This window comes from Paenibacillus hemerocallicola (genome assembly GCF_006265175.1).
Classification (GTDB): domain Bacteria; phylum Bacillota; class Bacilli; order Paenibacillales; family NBRC-103111; genus Paenibacillus_AB; species Paenibacillus_AB hemerocallicola.
The window spans coordinates 13801-36497 of sequence record NZ_VDCQ01000061.1; the positions used below are offsets into that span (position 1 = coordinate 13801).

15 protein-coding genes are annotated in these 22697 nt (G+C 56.6%); 12 read left to right on the forward strand and 3 right to left on the reverse strand.

All coding sequences use genetic code 11. The annotated features are described in order from the left end of the window. Positions 1-65: 65 nt before the first annotated feature. From FE784_RS31055 to FE784_RS31090, 8 genes are all read left to right on the forward strand, one after another. A complete protein-coding gene (locus FE784_RS31055) occupies positions 66-9530 on the forward strand; it encodes a chitobiase/beta-hexosaminidase C-terminal domain-containing protein (protein ID WP_139606156.1) in 9465 nt (3154 codons plus the stop codon). A gap of 36 nt (positions 9531-9566) precedes the next feature. Then, the gene (locus FE784_RS31060; RefSeq protein WP_139606157.1) at positions 9567-10262 is read left to right on the forward strand and encodes a S1 family peptidase; all 696 of its coding nucleotides are present in this window, start codon (positions 9567-9569) and stop codon (positions 10260-10262) included. Positions 10263-10725: 463 nt separating this feature from the next. Next, entirely contained in the window at positions 10726-12183 is a 1458-nt protein-coding gene (locus FE784_RS31065; RefSeq protein ID WP_139606158.1) for an MDR family MFS transporter, read from the forward strand. Between the two features lie 155 nt (positions 12184-12338). Beyond that, positions 12339-12566: a hypothetical protein gene (locus tag FE784_RS31070; protein WP_139606159.1), complete on the forward strand. Its 228-nt coding sequence runs from the start codon at positions 12339-12341 to the stop codon at positions 12564-12566. A 488-nt stretch (positions 12567-13054) separates the two neighbouring features. Continuing rightward, positions 13055-13813 carry a sugar phosphate isomerase/epimerase family protein gene (locus FE784_RS31075; protein WP_139606160.1) on the forward strand — a complete coding sequence of 253 codons (759 nt, stop codon included), beginning with the start codon at positions 13055-13057 and terminating at the stop codon, positions 13811-13813. A gap of 259 nt (positions 13814-14072) precedes the next feature. Continuing rightward, the gene (locus tag FE784_RS31080; protein ID WP_139606161.1) at positions 14073-14531 is read left to right on the forward strand and encodes a MarR family winged helix-turn-helix transcriptional regulator; all 459 of its coding nucleotides are present in this window, start codon (positions 14073-14075) and stop codon (positions 14529-14531) included. A gap of 93 nt (positions 14532-14624) precedes the next feature. Next, positions 14625-15989, forward strand: coding sequence for a serine hydrolase (locus FE784_RS31085; RefSeq protein ID WP_139606162.1), 1365 nt, complete (start codon positions 14625-14627; stop codon positions 15987-15989). A 180-nt stretch (positions 15990-16169) separates the two neighbouring features. After that, positions 16170-17087 carry an aminoglycoside phosphotransferase family protein gene (locus FE784_RS31090; RefSeq protein WP_139606163.1) on the forward strand — a complete coding sequence of 306 codons (918 nt, stop codon included), beginning with the start codon at positions 16170-16172 and terminating at the stop codon, positions 17085-17087. A gap of 76 nt (positions 17088-17163) precedes the next feature. On the opposite strand, the gene FE784_RS31095 is transcribed toward FE784_RS31090, so the two are convergent. Further along, on the reverse strand, positions 17164-17607 hold the full coding sequence (locus tag FE784_RS31095; protein WP_139606164.1) for a hypothetical protein: 444 nt from the start codon (positions 17605-17607) through the stop codon (positions 17164-17166). A gap of 195 nt (positions 17608-17802) precedes the next feature. Between FE784_RS31095 and FE784_RS31100 the strand changes: the two genes are divergently transcribed. The 3 genes from FE784_RS31100 to FE784_RS31110 are packed head-to-tail and all read left to right on the forward strand — an operon-like array spanning position 17803 to position 19430. Next, positions 17803-18126 carry a PadR family transcriptional regulator gene (locus tag FE784_RS31100; protein ID WP_246132275.1) on the forward strand — a complete coding sequence of 108 codons (324 nt, stop codon included), beginning with the start codon at positions 17803-17805 and terminating at the stop codon, positions 18124-18126. Positions 18127-18141: 15 nt separating this feature from the next. After that, on the forward strand, positions 18142-18783 hold the full coding sequence (locus FE784_RS31105) for a hypothetical protein (protein ID WP_139606166.1): 642 nt from the start codon (positions 18142-18144) through the stop codon (positions 18781-18783). A 29-nt stretch (positions 18784-18812) separates the two neighbouring features. Beyond that, positions 18813-19430, forward strand: a complete 618-nt coding sequence (locus tag FE784_RS31110; protein WP_139606167.1) for a DedA family protein — start codon at positions 18813-18815, stop codon at positions 19428-19430. 62 nt (positions 19431-19492) lie between these two features. On the opposite strand, the gene FE784_RS31115 is transcribed toward FE784_RS31110, so the two are convergent. Then, positions 19493-19978 carry an SRPBCC family protein gene (locus FE784_RS31115; RefSeq protein ID WP_139606168.1) on the reverse strand — a complete coding sequence of 162 codons (486 nt, stop codon included), beginning with the start codon at positions 19976-19978 and terminating at the stop codon, positions 19493-19495. Positions 19979-20402: 424 nt separating this feature from the next. Between FE784_RS31115 and FE784_RS31120 the strand changes: the two genes are divergently transcribed. Beyond that, the gene (locus tag FE784_RS31120) at positions 20403-21335 is read left to right on the forward strand and encodes a macrolide 2'-phosphotransferase (RefSeq protein ID WP_139606169.1); all 933 of its coding nucleotides are present in this window, start codon (positions 20403-20405) and stop codon (positions 21333-21335) included. 598 nt (positions 21336-21933) lie between these two features. On the opposite strand, the gene FE784_RS31125 is transcribed toward FE784_RS31120, so the two are convergent. After that, positions 21934-22638 (reverse strand): MOSC domain-containing protein, encoded by a 705-nt coding sequence (locus FE784_RS31125; protein WP_176706653.1) that lies wholly within the window; start codon positions 22636-22638, stop codon positions 21934-21936. Positions 22639-22697 lie beyond the last annotated feature (59 nt).

The following is a 22697-nucleotide window of genomic DNA, read 5'->3' on the forward strand; positions in this document are numbered from 1 at the left end:
CCAACGCGCAACGTTGGTGTGGGTACATTCCTTTCGCGTTTTGAATTCAAGAAGGCGGTGTGCAGATGGTACGGAAGCACAAAGCAAAAGCAGTGTTCGGAATTGCATTTGCTGCAATTTTGTTGGCCGTATTGGGAGTGGCCGGCGTATTTAACGTCAACGCCGATACGGATAAATGGACAGACCATATGGTTGACAATTGGTACAATTCAGATTATGTAACCTTTACGATCGATACCCCGGCCAAGCTGGCGGGTGCGGCCAAATTGGTCAACGAAGGAGCCGTCGACGGCTTCCGCAATAAAATTTTGGAAGTGGATCGCGATCTCGATCTGTCCGCTTACGAATGGGTGCCGATCGGGACCGACAAGCATCCGTTCCGCGGGACTCTGATTGCCAAGAACAACGCCACTTTCAAGATCAACGGGATGAAGCTGTCGGGCAATCTGACTTATGCCGGACTGGTCGGTTATATGGACAGAGGCACCGTAGGCGGCTTCGAGTTCACGAACAGCGGCAAAATCGAAATCGGCTCCGTCAATACTACCGGTATCCTGTACGTGTGGCAGTCCGTCTATTCGCAAACGTACGGCACGATATGGGACTACGTTCCCGTGCCGGATACGACGGCAGCCTACGCGGGCGCGGCGGTAGGCAAGATGGTGAACAGCAGCATCGTCTATAACATAACGAATCATAGTCCGGTCAAAGCGGACTTCGCCATCAAACATGTGTATGCGGGGGGCATCGTCGGCGCGGGCGAAGGCAGCATCTCCAACTCCAACAACTTCGCGCCCGTAACCGCCAAAGGACCCAACATCGAAAGCGGCGGGATCGTCGGTTACGGCGAGAGACAAGGGATTGTCATGAAAAAGGTGGCCAACCAGGCGGCGGTCCAGGCGAATGGCAGCGGCACGGTTCATGCGGCGGGCATTATCGGCCATGCGGCCGGGCGACTGGGCATGGCCGACGAGGATACGCCGATTGCGAATACGGGAGCCGTTCAGATTACGGGCGCACGAATCGCCTATGCGGCCGGTATCGCCGGCAGAGCGGGAGCGGCCGTAGACTTCTCGGATACGACCTCGAACGGCGGAGCCGTGACCATTCAGTCTCCGACGGCCGAAGGGTCATACGCGGCCGCCTTGATCGGCTCGATCGATGCGGAGCAGGCGAATCCGCAGTTCCGGAGCGCCTTTGCGAACTCCGCGCCGGTTACGAATCATGGCGGCGCGAACGTTCACACGGGCGTGCTGGCCGGCAACGTCAACAGCACATTCGTGTGGGGCAAATCGTACGTCAACACCGTTCCGGTCACGGTCAGCGGCTCGAATCAGGCCTATACCGGCGGCTTGATCGGAAGAGCGACCGGCAACGTTACGTTCGGCGATATGGCCAAAAACAGCGCGGCCATTACGGTAGGCTCGGGCGCGCTGAAGCCGAATGAAGCATATACGGGCGGACTTGTCGGGTACGCGGGCAACCGGGTGCTGCTCGACAGCACGGCGGGTCAAGCTTACGTCAACAGCGGAGAGATTACCGTGAACGGCGGAACCGGGGTTTATACGGGCGGCATCGTGGCGAACAAAGCCTATGCCAGAACGTCGGGAGACCCCGGCAACAACGTATTCAGCACGGCGGATATTCGCGTCAACGGGCTAAGCAAACTGTATACCGGCGGTTTTATCGGACTCGTTCCCGGGGATGGAGCGGATAAAGCGATCTCGGGCGCCGTATTTAATAAAGAAATTACGGTCTCGGCGGCATCGTCCGCTCCGGGGGCAACGGTCAGCACGGGAGGCATCGTCGGCTATTATGTCAATCAAAGCGTCGGCGACCGGGCAATCGATCTCGCCGTCTTCCAAGGCAAGATCCAGTCGACCGGCGGCGGAAACGAGTCGTATACGGGCGGTATTGCCGGGTATGTGGACGGCGGCGTCATCAAGAACGCCAATATGGGGAATACCGCAGCCGAGTTTGCCAGGTTGACCACGGACGGAAATGCGGGAGGCATCGCCGGCTACATGAACGGAACCGTGGACACCGCAACCGTCAAACATGCCGCCATTGTCCTGCAGACGGCGGGAGGCATCGCCGGCGGAATCGCGGGCAAAGCGCAAGGCGCGATCACGGCGGCGACGGTAGGGGACGCGGCATTCGCGACCGACTACAGCGTCAGTCTGGAGGCGGCGGCAAGGGACGCGATTGGCGGCGAGGACAGAATCACTTTCGGCGGTATCGTCGGAGCGAACACCGGCGTCTTCTCGCTGACGAACAGCCAAGCGGCCAAAATCGGCCTCTTGAACCAGCCGGGGAAAAGCTACTACACGCTCGGTTCCGTGGCAGGCTCTTTGACGGCCGACGCGCAGGTAGGTCAGGCTGGGGCGCCAGTCGTTGCAAGTCATATGAATATCGGGCTGCTGGCCGCGAACAGCCAAGCGGGCGGGGCAATCGGATATAACCGCTCGGCGAAAACTTACGTCAAGGCCGAGCAGATGACGTTCGGCATCCAAGGCGCGCAAGCGAAAGCGGGCGGCATTTCCGGTATCCACGACGTTGCCGCCGGAACGATTCCGGGCTCGGACGGCCAAGGCGCGGCAGGCTTTGCGTTGGTTGCCAGCAACATGTCGTTTACATCGACCGGCAGCGGGGCCTCCGTAGGCAGCGTAATCGGGGAAAATCTCGGGGATACGCCGAGAGCATCGGCGGATAGCGTTACGATTACCTCCGGCGGAGCCGATAGCCGTTTGGGCGGGATCGCCGGTACGAACCGGGGAATCTTGACGGAAAGCAGCGTTTCCCGGACGACAATCGCGACTAGCGGGGCGGCTGCGGAGGCAGGCGGCATCGCGGGCCGTTCGGACGTCGTCGTCGTCGGACCCGTCGCAGCCAAGATTATTGGTCCTCATGTCCATGTAGAGGATGCCGTGCTGATCGCCTCTACCGGGGAGCGTTCCTGGATCGGCGGTATCGTCGGTTCGGCGAAGCAAACGGAGATCGTGAATCCGCGCGTGGAGGCCGTCACTCCGAACTATGTGTCCATGACGGTCAATGCGGCGCAAAACGGCGTAGGCGGACTTGCAGGGCGGATCGAGCAGGGCAAATTGCTCGGAGACTCGACGCTGGCCAATATCGAGAATTTACTGATTACGACGAGCGCCGGCTCGACCTCCGCCTATGCGGGCGGTGTAGCCGCTTATCAGGACCAGACCTCGATGGATAAAATAACGGCCAGAACGGCCAACCTGGTCGTGAACGGCGCACAGTCCTCAGTCGGCGGGATGGCCGGCTACAACCGGAGCTCGGCTTCGGCTTTCATCTCGAATACGTTTATGGACGGTCTGAACATCAAGACGAGCGAGACGGCCGCGCAGTCGAAGTCCGGCGGGTTTGTCGGCATCAACGACAAGCAGGACGTCGACCCGGCCGCCAACCCGGCTTCAGGAGTCAGCTCGATTCAGAACAGCCGCTATGTCGGCTCGGTGCAGGTGACCGCCCCATTCTCCGTCACGGGCGGCATGGTCGGAGAAAACCGCAGTCTGATTGCCAACAACAGCATCACGGATAAAATTCCGGTTTCCTCCAAAGGACAGAGCGGCATCATCGGCGGTCTGGTCGGGGTGAACTCGGAGACCGGCACTTTATACTATACGTACTCCAACTCCACCCTTGCGATCGAAGGGGAAGGAACGCTTGCCGGCGGCTTCGTCGGCGATAACAAAGGGAAAGTGATCGCCTCTTACGTCGATATCGATGTGCTCGGCAATGCGCATGGAACAATCGGCAGCCCGGTATTCCTCGGCGGACTTGCCGGACGCAACACGGGAACGATCGATAAATCCCATTCCGTTTCCAAGGTGACGGCGAACGGCGGCTATACGAACGTCGGCGGCCTCGTCGGCGACCAGGCGGGCGGGACGATCTCCAACTCCTATGCGGGCAATGTCGTCGCGGCTGCGGCTGAAGGCTCGTTCTCCGGCGGCTTCCTCGGCCGAATTACGGGCGGCGAGGTGACTACCGTTTATTCCGCCGCACTGGTTCAGGCGTCGAACGGAGCTTATGCCGGCGGTTTCGCCGGACGGTACGACAATGCGAGCAAGGAGCTGCTGTACAAGGCTTATTATATTAAGGATGAAGGGCTTGAGATCAACAAGGATTTGCCGGACTTCGCGGACGGCAATCACCGCTGGCTCCAGGTTCATGCGCGGTTGAGCACGCTGCTCTCCTCGACGTTGATGGATCGCGCGACGTTCCCCGGACTGTCAGGCTGGGATTTCGCAGGTACGTGGAAATATGGCTCCGTTAATGCGGAGTACAAATATCCGGAGCTCCAGCGGAGCGCGAATACCGGCGGAGACGGCGGCAATGGCAACGGCGGCGAGGTCAACGCCAACATCGCCTGGTATATGCGCGACAAAAACGCTTTTACGTACGACATCAAGACGGAAGCGGAGCTGGCCGGACTGGCGGCGCTGGTCAACGGCACCGTAACCGGCGCGGAGCGGTTCGACTTTGAAGGACGGACGATCCGTATCGCCAATCCGATTCATATTCAGTCGAGGCAATGGGTTCCGATCGGCAAAGCCGAGAATACGCCTTTCCAGGGAACGTTCGACGGCGGCAGCCATTTGATCGACGGGCTGATGCTGCAGCCGGACTACGGCTACTCCGGGCTGTTCGGGGTAATCGGCGAGAAGTCCAAGGCGAGCCATATCGTCATGGAGCCTCTCTCCGTGGCCGGCACCGGCTACACGGGCGTACTGGCCGGTTACAACAAGGGCCAAGTTTCGAACGTGACGATCAAGGTAGCGAAAGATATAACGATCAGCGGCGGCACGGTCGGCAGCCTGATCGGGAAAAACACGGGCACGTTCCAAAACGCGAGCGTTACGCTGGAAAGCGGCAGCAGGCTGGAAGCCGTCGGGGCCGACGCCATCGCGGGCGGCTTGATCGGAGACAATGCGCAGGCGCTCGATCCTAGCTTCTTCGTCTTCCGGTCGACGGGCGCGGCATTGAGCGGCTCGGCCGAGCATGCGACGATCGGCGGCTTGGTCGGCAAGCAGACGGGCACTGTCCGTTCGTTCAAGCGGGACATGGACTATACGATATCGACGTTCGGTCCGAACAGCGTGGCGGGCGGCTTGATCGGCCGGCACGTCTCGGGCAAGACCGAGGATGTGACGCTGACCTACGCCTCGGGCACGATCGCGGCGCAAGGCGCAGGCTCCATCGTCGGCGGTTTGACCGGACTGTCCGATGCGGGCAACGCTTTGAGCGACGTATCGGTTACCGCCACCCAGACGGGCCGTCAGCTGACAGGCAGCGGCACGCTCGGCGGCTTGATCGGCAGCAAGACGGGCGCGGGCGCGAACAGCTTCGATATCGAGCGGGCGAAGGTCGATAAACTGCTGATCGCTTCGCTGGAAGCGAGTCCCGAAGCCACGCTCGGAGGCATTGCGGGCAAGCTGTCGCGCACAGCCGTGCATCAAGCGACGTTTAATGCGCTCATTCAGGCGGCAGGCGGGCAAGTAACCGCCGGCGGAATCGTCGGCAGCGGGCATGATTCCATTCTCGATCAGGTGGATGCCGTCTCCAATATGACGTTCGCGGCCAAGTCGGGCGAAAGCTCGCTGGGCGGCATCGCCGGCATCATGTCGGCGACCGATATGGACCAGGCGTTCGATTTCGGAAGAAGAGCGCCGTTGTATCCGGGCATTTATGAAGCCAAGGTGCACGGTAATTCTCTGAATGCCCAAGGCAGCGATAATGGCGCGGACCTGAACGTAGGCGGTATCGTGGGCAAGCTGATACAAGCTTCCGTCTATTACGCCAAGACGAACGTCGATCTGGCTGTGCATGGCGGCAAGGTAGCGGCGGCAGGCGGCATCGCCGGCGCGAGCAGCGGCACCATCGTAAGCTCGGAGCCATTGCTAAGCATCAAGGCGGATTCCAGTGTCGTCTACGATATCGGCGGCGTCGTCGGACGCTCGACGGGCGGGCAAATCCACTTTACGTCCGCGGCCTCGCCGGACGGACAGAACATCGCGGTGGAACGGGCCGTAGCGAAGCAGGGAACGGTGCCTGCCGCGCATGTCGGCGGCTTGATCGGACGCGGCGACAATACGAAGGTGACGAACGCTTACGCGACGATGCCGGTGAAGGTAACCGACGACAATCCGGACACGACGATTTACGCGGGCGGATTTGCCGGATTGCTGGGCGACTCGGATATCGGCAGCAGCACGATGGAGCGGGTGTATGCGCTGGGCTCCGTCGAAGCGAAGGGCATTACCGGCTCGTATGCGGGCGGCTTTGCCGGCTCCGTCGACCGTTACGCCATTGTCGATGCCTATGCAGCCGGTCAGGTGTCGAATACCGGCTACGATACCGGCAGCGGCGGATTTGCCGGGGCAGTGGAACGGCGCGCGGTCATCCGGCATGCATACGCGATGCAGGACAGCTTGACCACGACGGGCGTCAATCACGCCACCCGCTCTTATACGGGCGGCTTCGCCGGCTACAATGACGGAACGCTGGACGGCGCTTTTGCCAAAACGGCGGCTCTGACGGTAAACGTAACCGGAGCGAACGTGTACAAAGGAGCGCTCGTCGGCTACAATTTCCGCGACGGCAAGGTGCTCTCATCCGCCTACACGGCGGAGCTGAGCCCGATCGGGCATAATCTGGGGACTTCGACCGGCAATGTCCAGGGTGATGCATCGGAATCGTATGGAGAGTTCCAAAGCTGGAATTTCGACCTGGACGCATCGTTTTTGAACAAGACGATCGCAACCGATTGGATCATCATGAACGGGAAGCAGCTCGCAAGCGTCGTCCGGCTGTATAACGCGGATACGGGGCTTGGTTATTACAACCTGTTCCATAGAACGGCGGCCGAGAAGCCGGCAATAGACAAAATCGTGCTGGGTGCGGATATCGATCTGGCGGGCAAAAAATGGACGCCGTTTGGCGATTTCCGCGGGCAATTCGACGGACAAGGCTACAAGCTTAAAGGCTTTAAGCATTCGGCCGCTTCGGCGGACTTACAAGGTTTTATCGCGGAAAACCACGGCCTCGTTTCACGGATTGCCTTTGAAGACGCGTTTGTATCGGCCGGATCGCGGGCGGGAATCGTTGCCGGCATCAACCATACAGGAGCCGCCATCCGCGACGTCGTAGTGGGCGGCCGGGTAGAAGGCCGTGAATACGTCGGCGGTGCGGTCGGAATCAATAACGGCCAGATTAGCGGCTCGACGGTGAAAGCGGCGGTAACCGCAACGGGGAACTATGCAGGCGGTATCGCAGGCTGGAACGAGGGCGAGCTGAATCAAGTCGAAGTGCAAGGCAGCGTCAAAGGCGCCGAGAACGTAGGCGGCGCGGCAGGCGAGAACAAGAACAAGGTGATCGCTACCAAGGTCAAAGATCTCCGTGTCGACGGAGTGTCAGGCGTCGGCGGTCTGGCCGGATTCAACAACGGATCGATCGAAAGCTCATCCGCGAAAGCGGCTGTTACGGCAACAGGAAGCTATGCAGGCGGTATCGCCGGCATTCATGAGGGTTTGATTAAGCTTTCGCATGCTGCGGGCAAAGTTACGGTCGACACGACGGAGCGATCGGCATCTGCCGGAGGTATCGCAGGCGTTCTTAAGCAAGGGGGCAGCGTGGAGCAGTCGTTCTCCTATGCGGACGTCCATGCGAAGGGCGACGAAGCGTCCGCCGGAGGAATTGCAGGCGTAAGCGACGGCTCCATCAGCAACGCGTATGCATCCGGAAAGGTGTACGCTCAAGGCCAAACGGCGGCCAAGGCAGGGGGCATCGTCGGCTATGCGGCGAGTGGAACGATTAGCGGCTCGTTAAGCTACGGAGAAGTCATTGCCGGCGTCAACGAGCTGATTCATCGCAACAAAACATTTTATGGCGGTATCGCCGGACAAAAGGCGGCCGAGGCAAGCATCGTCAACAGCTTCTTCCACAAGCAAGCGCTGAAAAACGATGCGGCTTATTACGGCGCAGACGGCAAGCGGGTAAGCGGAGCCGTTTCCGGCGCTGCGGGCTTGACGGCTCGGCAGCTCGCGCAAGGCCAACTGCCTCAAGGATTGGACGGCGCCGTATGGGAAGCGGCTGAAGGATATTATCCGGCCCTCAAGCCGTTCAACGGCTCGAATGCTTCCAAGCTGAGTACGGCGGCGGTAATCTTGAATGAAAGCGACCTGATGAGCCGAATCGGCAGCAGCTTCACGCTGACCTCCGATACGGCGATCAATTGGCAAGCGGACGGTGCGGTGCAGTTGATTCGGGACAACGCGGGAGTGCTGACCGGAAGCCTGAAAACGACGGGGCGTGCCGCAATAGCGCTCCAGGCGGGCGACGAAAGCCGCAGCATCGAGCTTAACGCTCCGTCCTTCAAGTACGCGGAGACGGTGCCGATCCCTAAAGCGGCTTCGGCCGGCTCGACGTTCACAGACAAGGTGGTGGTGACGCTGACCGTCGACGAACCTGCCGCCAACATCTACTATACGTTGAACGGCACTCAGCCGAGCTCGAGCTCGCAGCTCTACACGGGGCCGATTACCGTATATTCTACTACGACGATCAAGGCGATCGCGATCGCGGAGGACATGGAGAGCAGTCCGGTGATGACCGGGGTTTGGACAAAGCTGACCGTCTCGATGGGTGGCGGAGGAGGTTTCTATGTAGCGCCTCCGGCCATTGAGGCCGCGATAGGCACCGGCAAAATTGCCGTCGGAGGCTCCGAGCCTGTCAAGGTAGCCAGAAACAGCATTTTGCAGTTGAAGGCTCCGGCCGGTCAAGTGATTTACTACACGACCGACGGCAGTACGCCGACCAAGGAAAGCAAGGTGTACAAGGAAGGTTCCATCGTCATTACGGGTGAAATGACGATCAAGGCGATTACCGACAAAGACGATCGCGTCATCACGATCAAGTACGAAGTGGAAAACGCCAAGTTCGAGCTCAAGAAGGACGCTGGAGAAGTGAAATATATAGCGGGGTATGGAAATAAGGAATTCAGGCCGGACATGGCGATCACCCGCTATGAGCTGCTCGATGCGCTCGCTCCCCTGCTCGATAAGGAAGAGGTCAGCGTTGACAACCTGCTGGCGGAAGTGAAGGAAGAAGCGAAAGCCGAGGTTGCCTTCTTCACCTCGGCCGGCATTATCGAAGGCTACCCGGACGGAACGTTCGGCGGAGAGCGCGGGCTGACGCGCGCCGAGTTCGTCGTGATGATGTCCCGTGTGCTTCAGCTGGATGTGGCCGCGAGAGGGAATACGGTATTGACGGACGTGGTCGGACATTGGGCCGAGTGGTATGTCAATGCATTTACGAAGGCGGGTTATGTGGACGGGTTCCCTGACGGAACGTTTCAGCCGGATAGCGAGATTTCGCGGGCACAGGCCGTAGTGGTCATCAACCGGATTATCGGCACGAAGAAGCAGAACGTGCCGGCCGCATTCAGCGACCTTACGCCGGATCATTGGGCCTTCCAAGATATTATGGCGGCTAGCAAGTAACCGACAAGGGATCGAGAAAGGCGGCGGAACGGAACGATGAAACGAAAAATCGCGGCTTTATGCATCCTGATTTGTTTATTGTCCGGCGCGGCCGTGTGGCTGAATGTCGAGGCGGACATACCCGTCTCGTATAACGCCGAGGATATTTTCGGACAAAGCGAGCAGGCCGTCTTCTACATCCGGATTCTTCGGGAGGACGAATCGTTGAAAGCGACGGGAACCGGAGTGATCCTGTCGCCGGAAGGGTTGGCCGCGACCGCCTATCACGTGGTGAAAGGGGCGGAGCGTATCGAGGGTACGCTCCGCGACGGCCGCGTCGTTAGTCCGATCGAGGTGCTCGGCTATGACGAGCAGACGGATGCGGCGATTCTTCGGCTGCCGGCTCCGGAGAGCGGGAAGAAGGCTGCGTACGATTATTTGCCGGTTCGGGACACAGCCGTCCGGTACGGCGAGAAAGTGTTTGCGATCGGTTACCCGATGGCGAATACCCCTATTATTACCGAGGGCATCGTCAACAGTCCCAACGCCGAAGTAAACGGACGCAACCGGATTCTGACCTCGGCCCAGATTGCCAGCGGCATGTCGGGAGGCCCCGTCCTCGACCGGCTTGGCCGTGTGGCCGGAGTCGTCTCCGGCTCGCTGCGGACGATGAACAACATTCACCTCGTGATCGGCATGGACGATGTGCGCGCCTTGCTTGCGGCTCGGGCGATATCACTTGAAGCGGCATGACATGAATGCGAAGAAGACGGTACCTATGCGGAAGCATCCGCTGAAGGTGCCGTCTTTTTTACGCCACAATTAATAAGTTTCGGGTTCCCGCAAAGTAGCTGGATAAGCATCGGAGCAAAAGCCCCGGTTAGTGGGGCGAGGTTGTTGAGAAAGCAGGCAAAAAGAGGAAGCGATGAAGCAAGGAGTCGGGGAATACACTCCACTTCCGTTAAATCGAGTTATTTTTATGAGCTGCAGCGGTAATAACTCGATTTTAAAGTCAGACGCTTCGCTTTACGTACATTTCCCCAACTCCTTTTAGACGGTTCTTTCACTTTTGACTTTCTCAATAACCTGGCCCGCTTTGTGGGGTTACTTTCGTACAGGAGCCGTTAAATTACGCTAGGCGCTCCGTCTGCAGGCGGATTGAATCGAGTCGGCCGTTAGACTATAATTACCGGGTAGAGAAAAGGAGGAGAAAACCATGAATACGTCTGGCGCGGCAGCCGCACCGGCAGCTCTCGATCTGGGAGATGTCAAAAGGCTGCCGATTATGATTTCGCTTATTATCGGAGCGTTTTTCTCGATACTTAATGAAACGCTGTTGAATATCGCGTTTCCCGAATTGATGATCGAGCTGCAGGTAACGGCTCCGACGCTCCAGTGGCTGGCGACCGGCTATATGCTCGTTGTCGGCGTGCTCGTTCCGGCGTCCGCTCTGCTGGTGCAGTGGTTTACGACGCGGCAAATGTTTTTGGGCGCGATGACGTTGTTCGCCGTCGGAACGCTCGTGTGCGGAGTCGCGCCGCAATTTTCCGTTCTGCTGATCGGCCGTTTGCTGCAGGCGGCGGGAACCGGATTGATGCTGCCGGTTCTCATGAACACGATTCTCGTGCTGTACCCACCGGAAAAACGGGGAGCGGCAATGGGAACGATAGGGCTTGTCATTATGTTCGCTCCGGCTATCGGCCCGACGATATCCGGTCTCATTCTCGAATCGTTGCATTGGCGGTGGCTGTTTTTCATGGTGCTGCCGTTTGCGATTTTCTCCATCGTGTTCGCGTTCCTTTATTTGAAGAACGTATCGAAGCCGACAAAACCGAAAGTGGATGTCGTGTCCATTATTTTGTCCACGATCGGATTCGGCGGTATCGTGTACGGCTTCAGCAGCTCGGGCGAAGGGCATGGCGGCTGGACAAGCCCTCAAGTGTACGGCACGGTCATCATCGGGACCATCTCGCTCTTGCTGTTCGTGCTCCGGCAGCTCAGGGTGAAAGAGCCTCTGATGGATCTGCGGGCGTTCCGTTATCCCATGTTCACTCTGACTACGCTGCTGCTTATCATTATGATGATGACGCTGTTCTCGACGATGTCGCTGCTGCCGTTTCTGTTCCAGGGCGCTCTCGGCCTGACCGTCTTTGCATCGGGCTTGCTGATGCTGCCGGGCAGCCTTCTGAACGGGCTCATTTCGCCGCTGATGGGCAAGCTGTTCGACAAGTTCGGTCCGCGGGCTCTCGTCATCCCGGGAACGGTGTTCCTGGTAGTCGTTATGTGGTTTTTTACGCGGGTATCGGTGGACACGTCGAAGATTACGTTTCTGGTGCTGCATATCTGCATGATGGTCGCCATCTCGATGATCATGATGCCGACACAGACGAACGGCTTGAACCAGCTGCCGCAGCGTTATTATCCGCACGGCACGGCGATTTTGAACACATTGCAGCAAGTCGCCGGGGCGATCGGTGTCGCCTTCTTTATCGGCATCATGTCTGCGGGACAACGCGGCTTTCTGGAAGGCTCCTCCGATCCGACCTTGCCGGCGCAGCAGGCCCAAGCCATGGTGGCGGGCGTGCATAACGCCTTCATGATCGGGTTCGGTTTTGCCGTTGTAGCCGTAATATTGGCATTGTTCTTGAAACGCACCAAAGCACCGACGGAGTAAGAGGTGCTCCCGGGGAGTCCGGAGGTTTTTCCGGGTCTGCCAAGGGGCACTTCATTCCCGGGCGAGGCTCCGTCTCCTGACTAAATCGGTCAGAGATACGGGGCCTCTTTTTTTTATAAGACCGCATAATCCGCATACAATTTGGAGGCCTTTTGGTGAACGTGGGCAACACGTTGCGCCTGTATAGCGGCACTGAATTCCGTTATTGTCCCGAATTTCGCTGCACTACGGAATATAGCGGCACTGAATTCCGTTATTGTCCCGAATTTCGCTACACTACTGAAAATAACGGCACTGAATTCCGTTATTGTCCCGAATTTCGCTACATTACTGAAAATAACGGCACTGGCTTCCGTTATCTTGTGCTTTCGGGGCGAATATGACCGATGAACCGCGTTATAGAGGAATGGTTTTCCGTTATTTTGCAGTCGACACTCCTATTCGGGGCAATAGCATACGCCAGTTCCGCTATGTTATGGATCGCGTTCTCGCGAAGGCCGGCTAAGGCGGCAAGCCTTCACCGATCATGCGATGCATACACTTCTGTATGAATTATGCTGTGGTAGTTTTTTCGTTCGCCCCATACCATGCTCGTACGGTGCTGGCAGACCTCGGATAGCCGTCGGCGGCGGCATTGGCATCGCATTTGGCACGATTCAGACATCAGTGAACCGGATTTCGTCCTACTGAACTTACGTTCAGCAGTAGTGAAGTCCGGTTCATTCATTTTGCCCGCAGCCCAGATGTCATTAGAGCGGCAAGCCGATAACCGGATTGTACAAAAAAACAGGTAAGCGTATACATAGATACGCCCACGGCTTTGATCTATACTTTAAAGCAGGAAGGATTCGCTTAAAAGGAGTGGTGAGTCGTGAAATTCGGAGTTTGCGCAAAAATCGAGCAGGCGCCCGTCGTCCGCGCGGCGGGTTATGATTTTATCGAATGTACGGTAGTTTCCTTGCAGCCGGAGGAGAGCGATGCGGCGGTGCGCGACATCTTGTCCCGGTTTCTCGAAAGCCCGGTTCCGGCGGAGGCCTTCAACGTTCTGCTGCCAGGCGATCTGAAGGTCGTGGGCGAGAACGTCGATGAAGACCGCGTCCGCCGGTATTTGTCCAAAGCGCTGGAGCGGGTCAAGACGGTCGGCGGGGAAATCGTCGTATTCGGCAGCGGGAAAGCCAGAATGGTGCCGGAAGGATTTCCCCGGGCCAAAGCGGAAGAGCAGATCGCCCGATTCCTCGAATGGATCGCCGATATTGCGGATCCGTTGCATATTACGGTGGCGATCGAACCGCTGAATACGACGGAATGCAACATTATCACCAGCGTTCCCGAAGCGGTACGCTTCGCCAAGGAAGCGAACCGCAAATCGATACGCGTGCTGGCGGATTTTTACCATATGCAGAAAGAGAACGAGCCGTTGGAGCATATGGTCGCGCATCGGGAGCTTCTGCACCATGTCCACGTATCGGACAATCGCGCCGCCCCCGGAAAGGGAGATTACCCTTACGACGCTTTCGTCGACTGTATCCGGCGGGCGGACTATGACGGCCGCATTTCCCTCGAGTGTGCGTGGAGCAGCTTTCAGGAGGACATTTTGTCGGCAAAAGCGTTTTTGGACCGGAAGTTTTAACGTTTCGCGTTCGGCGGCGAATGCCATCTGGATATTGTTCGCTGAATCGTCCTTGGAAAATGAGAGCAAACATCCAAAAGGTGCGGGGGCAACTCGATTTTAACGGAAGTGGAGCGCATTCCCCCGCACCTTGTCTTCCCAGCCACCTCTCTTTGCAGACTTTATCGAATTCATTAGGAAGTCGGCACTTTTCGAAGTACCGATCGTATGTTATAATTAGATTAGTCGACTAAACTGTTAAGGTTGTGAATAGAATCGGATGGACAATCGGAATGAGGAGCTAATCGCCTGCGTCAAAGAAATGAACGAGGCCAACTACGAGATCAACACGCTGCTGCTGCAGGAATACCGGTCCCTTCTCGACGACGAGATCACGACCAAGCAAGCGATCATTCTGGAATGGGTTCACAAGCGCGGCAAGCTGACGGTCAGCGAAATCGCCGAGTTGATGCAGGTATCCTCGAGCGCGGTCAGCCAAATTATCGGCAAGCTGGAGAAGGGCGGCTACGTGAAGCGGGAAATCAATTTGCAGAACCGGCGGGAAATATTCGTGCTCTCGGGCGAACGCGGGGATGCCTATTTTGCCAAGCACGAGCAGGTGGAGCGGAGCATCGTCGAACGGTTTTACACGAAGCTCGACTTCGAAGAGGCGGTACTGCTGAAGAACATCATGTTGAAGCTGAAAGGAATCGTCGAGAAGGAGCTGGGCGTCAGGTAAGCGGTCTTAGAAGGGCGCGATCCGGCTTACTTTTTCGTCAAATAGGTTAGAAAACTTAACTATTAATTACGCTAAATATAAGGAGCCGATGTTATGAAAGCGAAACGGCGGCAATTGCAGGAGCTGTTCGAAGCTTTGGCGGACAAAGGACATATGAATGGCGCGGTACTGGCCGCACAGGGCGGCGAAATCTTGTATAAGTCGGCTTTCGGAGTCGCCGACTTGGCCGACGGGAGGAAGCTGACGACGGGATCGGTGTTCGAGCTGGCTTCATTGTCCAAGCCGTTCACGGCTATGGGCATCGTTTTGTTGAACGAGCAAGGCAAGCTGAGCTATGAGGACGGCGTGGAGCGTTGGATTCCGGATTTCCCTTACCCGGGCGTTACGATCAGGCATCTGCTGTGCCACACGTCCGGCTTGCCCGATTATATGGGACTGCTGTTCGAGCATGGGGACCGGTCGAAGATCGCCGACAATGGGGACGTTTTGCGGATGCTGACCGAGCATCGCCCCCCGGCCTACTTTGTGCCGAACGAGAGCTGGGCATATAGCAATACGGGCTATGTGCTGCTCGCCATCATCGCGGAAAGAGTGGCGGGGCAGCCTTTCCACGACTATTTGAGGGACAGTTTGTTCCGCCCGCTCGGCATGGACAGCACCCGCATACACAACAGAAGGCACCGCCCTGCGCATATTGCCGATTATGCCTATGGGTATGTCTACGATCCCCATACCGGCCGCCACGAGCTGCCGGATCGGATGCCGGAAACGGATTATGTCGTATTTCTCGACGGAATCCAGGGAGACGGGACGGTAAATTCGAATTTGGATGACCTATTCACATTCGACCGCGCTTTGCATGAGGGAAGCTTCGTCGGCAAGCAGGCGCTGGAGCAAGTCTTTACGCCAGTACGATTGAACAACGGAGACACTTTCCATTACGGCTTCGGCTGGATCCTGGAGCAGACGAACGACAGAGGAAGAGTCGTCAGTCATAATGGAGGCTGGCCCGGTTATGCGACTTCCATGAAAAGGTATATCGACCGGGACATGACGCTCATCTACTTTGGAAATATGGAGCAGCAGATCGAATACGAGCAAGCGGTCTTGGAAGCGGCGGAGCATATATTGTTCGGCGAGCCGTTCGAGATTCCCGAGCGTGCTCCGGACAAGAAGGCGGCGAATATCGATACGGCGGTATACGGGCAATACGCCGGAAATTACCGGTTCGATTCCGCAGCCGAAATGACCGCTTCCATAACGATAGAGAGCGGAGACAGGCTTTATTTGCAAATAACCGGGCAAGTTCGGTTTGAGCTGTATCCTTACTCGGCAACGCGTTTCTTTGTCCGCAATCTTCCGGTCGAAATCGAGTTCGTCGCCGAAGCGGGCTCGCAAGCGGAAAAGCTCGTCATCTACCAAGACGGGCAAACGGATTCAGCGCTTCGAATCGATTAACCGCTGACGAAAGTCCGGATGAAACTTCCGTTTCAACCAAGCTTTCCGATTCCCGCATATCGGGGTGCTGTGCTAAGATGATGGGACCATGCACGGAACGTTCGCGCCGCCGCTCCCGAGTATACGACCCGCGAGTGATGCCTTCGGACGGCTGCGCACGGGATAAGGGGGAATACGGAAATGGATTTGGTTCAAGTTCGGCAGCATATCCCGGCCATGCGGCATGCAACCGACGTTCGTCCGATTCATCGGGGGTTTTCGGCCGACGGCAAGTATTTTCTATACGAAAGCGGCGGCGATCGGCCGGCCTACGTGCTGCGAACTGCCGCTTTGCGGCATATGGAGCGAAAGCGAGGCGAATTCGATATTATTCGCCGCGTCTATGAGACCGGGGTGCTGACCTCCGAGCCGATTTTGTTCGGAACGATCGAACCGATGGACATTTGCTATATGATTCTACGCTATGTGGAAGGCGAGGATGCAGCGGACGTGCTGCCCGCCTTGACGTCGGATGAGCAGTACCTCATCGGCGAGCAAGCCGGTCGCGAGCTGCGGCTTATGCACGAGATCGAGGCGCCTGCCGATCTGCCTCCTTGGCATATTCATCGAGCGGCCAAGCATAACCGGCAATATGCCGACTATCGCGGCTGCGGCGTCAAGCTTTCCGAGGAGGCTGCGATCATAGCGTTCATCGACGAACATTCGGCGCTGATGACCGACCGCCCGAACCGGTTCCAGCACGACGATTTCCATCCGAGCAACCTGCTCGTCCACAATCGCCGCTACGCGGGAGCTATCGATTATAACCGCTACGATTGGGGCGATCCTTACCACGATTTTTTGAAGGTGGCGTATTTCGGCAGGGAAGCGAGCGTTCCTTTCTCCATCGGACAAATTTACGGCTACTTCGACGGACAAGTTCCCGATTCGTTCTGGAAGCTATACGCGCTGTATACGGCGTTGATCGTGTTCCCTTCGGTTACATGGACGCTTCAGGTCGTACCGGAGCAGCTCGATTCGATGCTGGAACGCATCGGGGTCGTACTGGAGGACCATCGCGGCTTCCGAAGCGTTGTTCCCGTCTGGTACAGGCCATGACGGTCCATACATGCATTAGCGCAGAGGGCTGCCTTTCGGCAGTCCTCTGCGCTTTTTTGGATAATACGGCCGGCCATTAATCCTCAATTTCGCGGGTGCGGACCTTGGGCTGGAATAGGCTCCAAAACGTCTTTTTCTGCGCCGGATGCCGCTCGGAGCGTGGAGGAAGAATGGGCTTCGGCGCATCGAAGCGGTGCCCGAGCGCAAGCGAGGTAACCGCAACGCTTGTCCATTCCGGCTTGGGGTTATCGGCTCCGGATTTCGGCAAAAGCGACAGTTCGGGCATTTCCGTCGTGGCCGCTGCCTCCCTGCGGGCGGCAGACTGTTCGGACAACCTGTCTTCCAACGCATCCAAACGTTCGGCAAGCTTGCGGTTCTCCCGGTGAAGCTCGAGTATGAGCTCGTGCAGCATTTTCATCGAGAGCTTCGGTTTCTTTGGCGCTTCCTGGACTTCCTGGGCGAGATGGGAAGGCAGCGGCGGCAGCGGACGGTCGGCGGCGATTTCCAATTGGTGTTCCACGATACGGCCTCCTTTATGGAATAGCTAGATGAATGGGGTTGTACGTTCCATCCTACAAGAACTCAGGTAAAGATGCTGTCGAAGAGCGCTGTCAAAACGAATGAGCTTATCGCAAAAAAAAGTACCTTGCATTTTTAAGTACTTTACCCTATTATGGTTATGTACCTAAAATAGTTAAGTACTTTCAAGGCGGGGATGCATCGATTGAATGCGGAGATGTTAAAAGGGACCGTTGACCTTCTGATCCTCTCGGTCATTAAGGAAAACGATAATTACGGGTACGAAATTTCGAAGGCGATCAAGGAGAGGACAGCGGGATCGTTCGAGCTGCAGGAAGCGACGTTGTACTTATCGTTGAAGCGTCTGGAGAAGCAGCGCGCAGTCGCTTCCTACTGGGGGGATCAGACCCACGGAGGAAGGCGGAAATATTATTCGATCACGGACGAGGGAAGAACGCTGTTGGAGAGGTACATACAAGATTGGCGGCAAACGTACGAAATCGTCAACCGATTTATTTAAGGGGACTGAGCCAAGATGAAATGGTGGAATAAAGCCTTCAGCTTAAACGATATCAAGTATTACTGGCTGCTCGTTCTGTCCATCGTCCTGTGCGGCGCGTTCGTTTACTGGGATCGTATGGACAGCCCGGACAAAACGCTCTGGTTGTCCGTCGGTTACGGTGCATCGTTCGGATTGGCGGTATTATGGAGCGGCGCCAATTACGTCGGCCATATTCGAATCAATGCGATGTACCGGAAACATAATGACATCCAGGCCTATGTCGAACAGCTGGCGATGAACGATGAGGACAAGATGGAGCTGCGCAATTATTTGGAAGACTATACGCAGGATTTGATGAGCCAAGGGAAAACGAAGGAGCAAGCGACTGCGGAGGCTATCTCGCAATTCAAAGTAAAGGAGCTGCTCTCTTTATCGAAGCATACCTCCCTGTTCGATTTGCATGCCCATCATTATTTATTGGGCTGGGCCGCGGTCGCTTTTGTTCTGCTGCTCTTGCTCGAGCTGCTGGACGGGCTCCTGTTCTCCCATTCGCTGCTCACGATGATTGTAGAGTCGATACTGGCCGCTTACGGCGCTGCGTTCATTATGCTGTTCTTCATCTATAAAGTGTTGGATGTATGGGTTTATCGGAAATTGAATAGCCATTTGTCTTAAAAATTCGGATATCGAGCGGAGTGTTGCAGATGGAAAAATGGATTACAGACATGATGAACGAGTTCGGCTATATGGGCGTCTTCCTCTTAATTGCACTTGAGAATTTGTTCCCGCCGATTCCATCGGAAGTCATTTTGACGTTCGGAGGCTTTATGACCACCTATTCCGATCTGAGCATTGCGGGCGTAGTTATAGCTTCGACAATCGGATCCATAGTCGGGGCGGTCGTCTTATATGGGATCGGGTATTGGATAGATGTTAAGAGAATGGAACGATTCATAGGCAAGTGGGGCCGGATTTTGCGTCTGACCGAGGCCGACGTGCGTAAAGCTTACAATTGGTTTGCCAAGTATGGGGTTTGGACCGTATTTCTTTGCAGGCTCGTACCGCTGCTCCGCAGCCTGATCTCCATTCCGGCAGGCAGCACCCGCATGAACTTCGGATTATTCATGCTTTTGACGACTGCGGGATCCCTGATCTGGAATATCATTCTCATCAGCATCGGCGCGGCGGTAGGCTCTTCCTGGGAAACGATCGTGGCCTACATGGATGTATACTCCAACATTGTATATGTCTTTATTGCCCTTGTCGCACTGGCTGTATTGTTTGTCCTGTTTCGGAAAAAGAAAGCGACGTACAACCGGTAAAACACCGGGTCCGGCATGAGAAAGAGGCCGCCGGGGCATTCGGCGGCCTTCTCTCATACGCGTCAGCGGGCCAGCTCGGCCAGCCGTTCCTCCAGTCGATCGAGCGTCGATTTGGCTCCTTCGATCGCTCCGTACTCGTTGGCCGCTCGCTCCAGCTCTTCCGCCGATTTGAACAGCGTCCGCATCTTAAGCTCGGTTTGACCGTCCTTCTCCTCGAACGTCACGGTCACATGGAAGTGCTCGTCGTCTCCGTCCCCGCCGTGGGAATAGACGAGACGCTCGGGACGGACGACCTCGCGATAGGTGATTTTATTATCGTAATCGGTGCCGTCCGGACCGTGCATGATGTAATGCCATACGCCGCCCGGCCTTACGTCTATCTCCAGGACGGTAACCGTAAATCCTCTCGGTCCCCACCAATGGGGCAAATGCTCGGGATCCGTCCACGCTTTGTACACAAGCTCGCGCGGCGTGGCGAAAGCACGGGTAACGAGGAGCTCCCGGTCTTTGATGGACGTTGTAGTGTTGGATGCTTTCGATTCAAACATGGTTAGATCCCTCCATTTGTTCTCGTCGGTTATTGGTCAAAGTATACAATTTACAGAATATTCCTGTCAAGGAATATTGGAAACATTGAAATCAAGGCCGACCTATGTTAAGCTTTTACATATTCATTTCGGAATGGAGGGTTACGTGTGGTAGATTATGCCCGATTGAGAAAGCAATGCAACTAATTGCAGCTTGCTGTTCGGCTCTGCCTGTGCGGAGCAATCGGGATAGGTCTGTCTATGCACGTATACTCCTGCTTGTGTCAGGTGAGTGAGAGGGCGTTCTCCGTCGACATTCGGGGAGAGCCGTCTTCCTTTGCGCACGGGCGGACCATTCGTTCGTGCATTCCTTTTTCGATTGCGATCACACAGGCGGCCATCCGTCTGTGTTTTTTCAATTTAATAAAAAGGAGTGTTGTTCCTTATGACTACGCCGCATTCAAACGAACGTCAACAACTTATAGATGAAATGGTATCCGCCGCCGGTCAAAACGGTTTGAACGTAAACCCCGGACAAGTGGAATTAAACGAATCGGGGATGGATTTTGTCGTTGCCTTCGCAACGGACGACGCCGGCAAAGCATGGGTGCTGCGCAAGCCGAGGCGCTCAGACGTATGGGAGAGAGCGGAGAACGAACGCAAGGTGCTGTCTCTCGTTCGGGAGAAGCTCTCGGTTCACGTGCCGGACTGGCGTATTTTTACTCCCGAGCTTATCGCCTATCCCTTGCTGAGCGGGCGGCCGATTGCGACGGTAGATCCGGCGGGAGGCGGATACGCGTGGCAGTACGAGCAGCAATCGCTGCCGGAGCTGTTCTTCGATTCGCTCGCCGAGACGCTCGCGTCGCTGCATAACGTCGATCCCGGAGCGGCCTCCGAGGCGGGACTTCGCGTGAAAAGTCCGAAGGAGGCCCGCGAGGCATTTTCCGCCAATATCGAAGAGATCAAGGGCAGCTTTGCGATTCCCGACAAGCTGCATGAGCGTTGGCAGGTTTGGCTGTCCACAGACTCGTACTGGCCCGGTCATTCGACGCTGAATCATGGCGATTTGCACCCGCCTCACATTCTCGTGGACGAGACAAGGCGGGTGACGGGGCTGATCGATTGGACGGAAGCGGAGTGCGCCGATCCGGGCAAAGATTTTGTCATTTTCTTCGCTCTATTCGGCGAGGAAGGTCTCCGGGATTTGCTCCGTCGCTACGAGAAGTTCGGGGGCAAAGTATGGCCCCGCATGCAGGAGCATATCGCCGAGCAGTGGGCCGCTTATCCGGCGCTGGTCGCCAAGTTTGCCCTGATTACCGGGAAAGAGGCGGATATGGAGATGGCCAGAGGCATGCTAGCGAGCTGGAGTGCAGGTTGACTTGCGACTGTTGAATCGCATGGAGAACGATTAGTTCTACCGATCAAGTTGGCTTTGGTAAAGTCGGCGTAACGGTTATAAATGGAAAACTTGCATTTATTTTCGGGGGACAGCCCGGTTCTGGTCCGATAGATGGAAAACATGCCGTTATTTTTGCCGCATAGGTGCTTTTCCCGGTATAGCGATGAAATAACTGCTAGTTTTCCAGTTAAAAGCACTCTCCGGCCGATAGTGCCGCGATTACCTGCATGTTTTCAGGTTGTTGAAAAAGTCAAAAAGAGAGAATTGTCATACAAAAAGAGGTGGGGGAAATGTGCGGAAAGCGAAGCGGTTGACTTTAAAATCGTGTTGTAACCGCTAAAATCATATAAACAACACGATTTTAACGGATGTGGAGCGCATTCCCCCACCTCTTGTCTCCGGCGCTTCCTCTCTGTGCAGACTTTTTCAACAGTTTCATGTTTTCCATCTATTCGCTGGAGAGCGAAGAGTGGATAGCGCTGCCGACTCCCTTAGCTCCATCTAATAGGCTGGAAATTGAAGTCGGGTCGGGGCCTCGGCCTCCTGTGCAGCTTCTTGTGAGGGCGGGAAAAACCGCTTAGAGCATTTCTACGGAATCGGAAAGCGATACTTCTCCACCCTGAATAACATTGGCATAAACGCCCAAGCACAGCCCGTAAGTATCGGATAAATGCTTCAGCAAACGCGGCTCGCGTCTCAGCTCGGCCTGGGCAAAAGTGGTCATGCCGCATCGTTCGGTCGTCTCGACGATCTCCAGCGTTACTCGGTCGCCGATGCGCAGCCGCCGGCCAACCCAACCGTGCTCCGACGGCTCGCTGCCGGCTACGTCGAGCAGCAGGTTGGGGCGGAACCGGCGCTCGTCGATCTGCATGCCGGGCAAGGCTAGGCGAAGTGCGGCGAGAGCCGCGCTCGTAACGATATGGACCGGCCCGGCATCGAAATGAGAGATGTCGGCCTCGCGCGTCAGTGCTACGGGCTGCCCAAGCACCTCCGACATCGCCGCATCCGTGTCGGAATCCGGCCCGGCGCGTTCCGTTCCATCGGGGAAAACGACCGTAAGCACGTCGTCCCGGTAATACGACCGAAATTCGAACAGACCGTCGATTTTCTGGAACCGGCGAGTCGTCTTGCCGCTGCCGAATTTGCCCTTCGCGTCATATACCGCATACAACCGATCGCCCTCAGCGCCGCGCGTGTCGAACTTGAGATGCCGGCAGGACTCCCCCAGCAACGATTTGACCGGGTAACGCCATAAGGCGCCCACCGTGCCGAAATGACTCATTTTATCATCTCCCGCATTTTTTCTTGTTTCAGTATAAACGGAAAATCCGATTATCGATA

Bases quoted from the DNA above. Each gene is read 5' to 3' on its own strand.
- FE784_RS31055 (WP_139606156.1), top strand. From the start codon at position 66: ATGGTACGGAAGCACAAAGCAAAAGCAGTGTTCGGAATTGCATTTGCT.
- FE784_RS31060 (WP_139606157.1), top strand. From the start codon at position 9,567: ATGAAACGAAAAATCGCGGCTTTATGCATCCTGATTTGTTTATTGTCC.
- FE784_RS31065 (WP_139606158.1), top strand. From the start codon at position 10,726: ATGAATACGTCTGGCGCGGCAGCCGCACCGGCAGCTCTCGATCTGGGA.
- FE784_RS31080 (WP_139606161.1), top strand. From the start codon at position 14,073: ATGGACAATCGGAATGAGGAGCTAATCGCCTGCGTCAAAGAAATGAAC.
- FE784_RS31085 (WP_139606162.1), top strand. From the start codon at position 14,625: ATGAAAGCGAAACGGCGGCAATTGCAGGAGCTGTTCGAAGCTTTGGCG.
- FE784_RS31090 (WP_139606163.1), top strand. From the start codon at position 16,170: ATGGATTTGGTTCAAGTTCGGCAGCATATCCCGGCCATGCGGCATGCA.
- FE784_RS31100 (WP_246132275.1), top strand. From the start codon at position 17,803: ATGCATCGATTGAATGCGGAGATGTTAAAAGGGACCGTTGACCTTCTG.
- FE784_RS31105 (WP_139606166.1), top strand. From the start codon at position 18,142: ATGAAATGGTGGAATAAAGCCTTCAGCTTAAACGATATCAAGTATTAC.
- FE784_RS31110 (WP_139606167.1), top strand. From the start codon at position 18,813: ATGGAAAAATGGATTACAGACATGATGAACGAGTTCGGCTATATGGGC.
- FE784_RS31115 (WP_139606168.1), bottom strand. From the start codon at position 19,978: ATGTTTGAATCGAAAGCATCCAACACTACAACGTCCATCAAAGACCGG.
- FE784_RS31120 (WP_139606169.1), top strand. From the start codon at position 20,403: ATGACTACGCCGCATTCAAACGAACGTCAACAACTTATAGATGAAATG.
- FE784_RS31125 (WP_176706653.1), bottom strand. From the start codon at position 22,638: ATGAGTCATTTCGGCACGGTGGGCGCCTTATGGCGTTACCCGGTCAAA.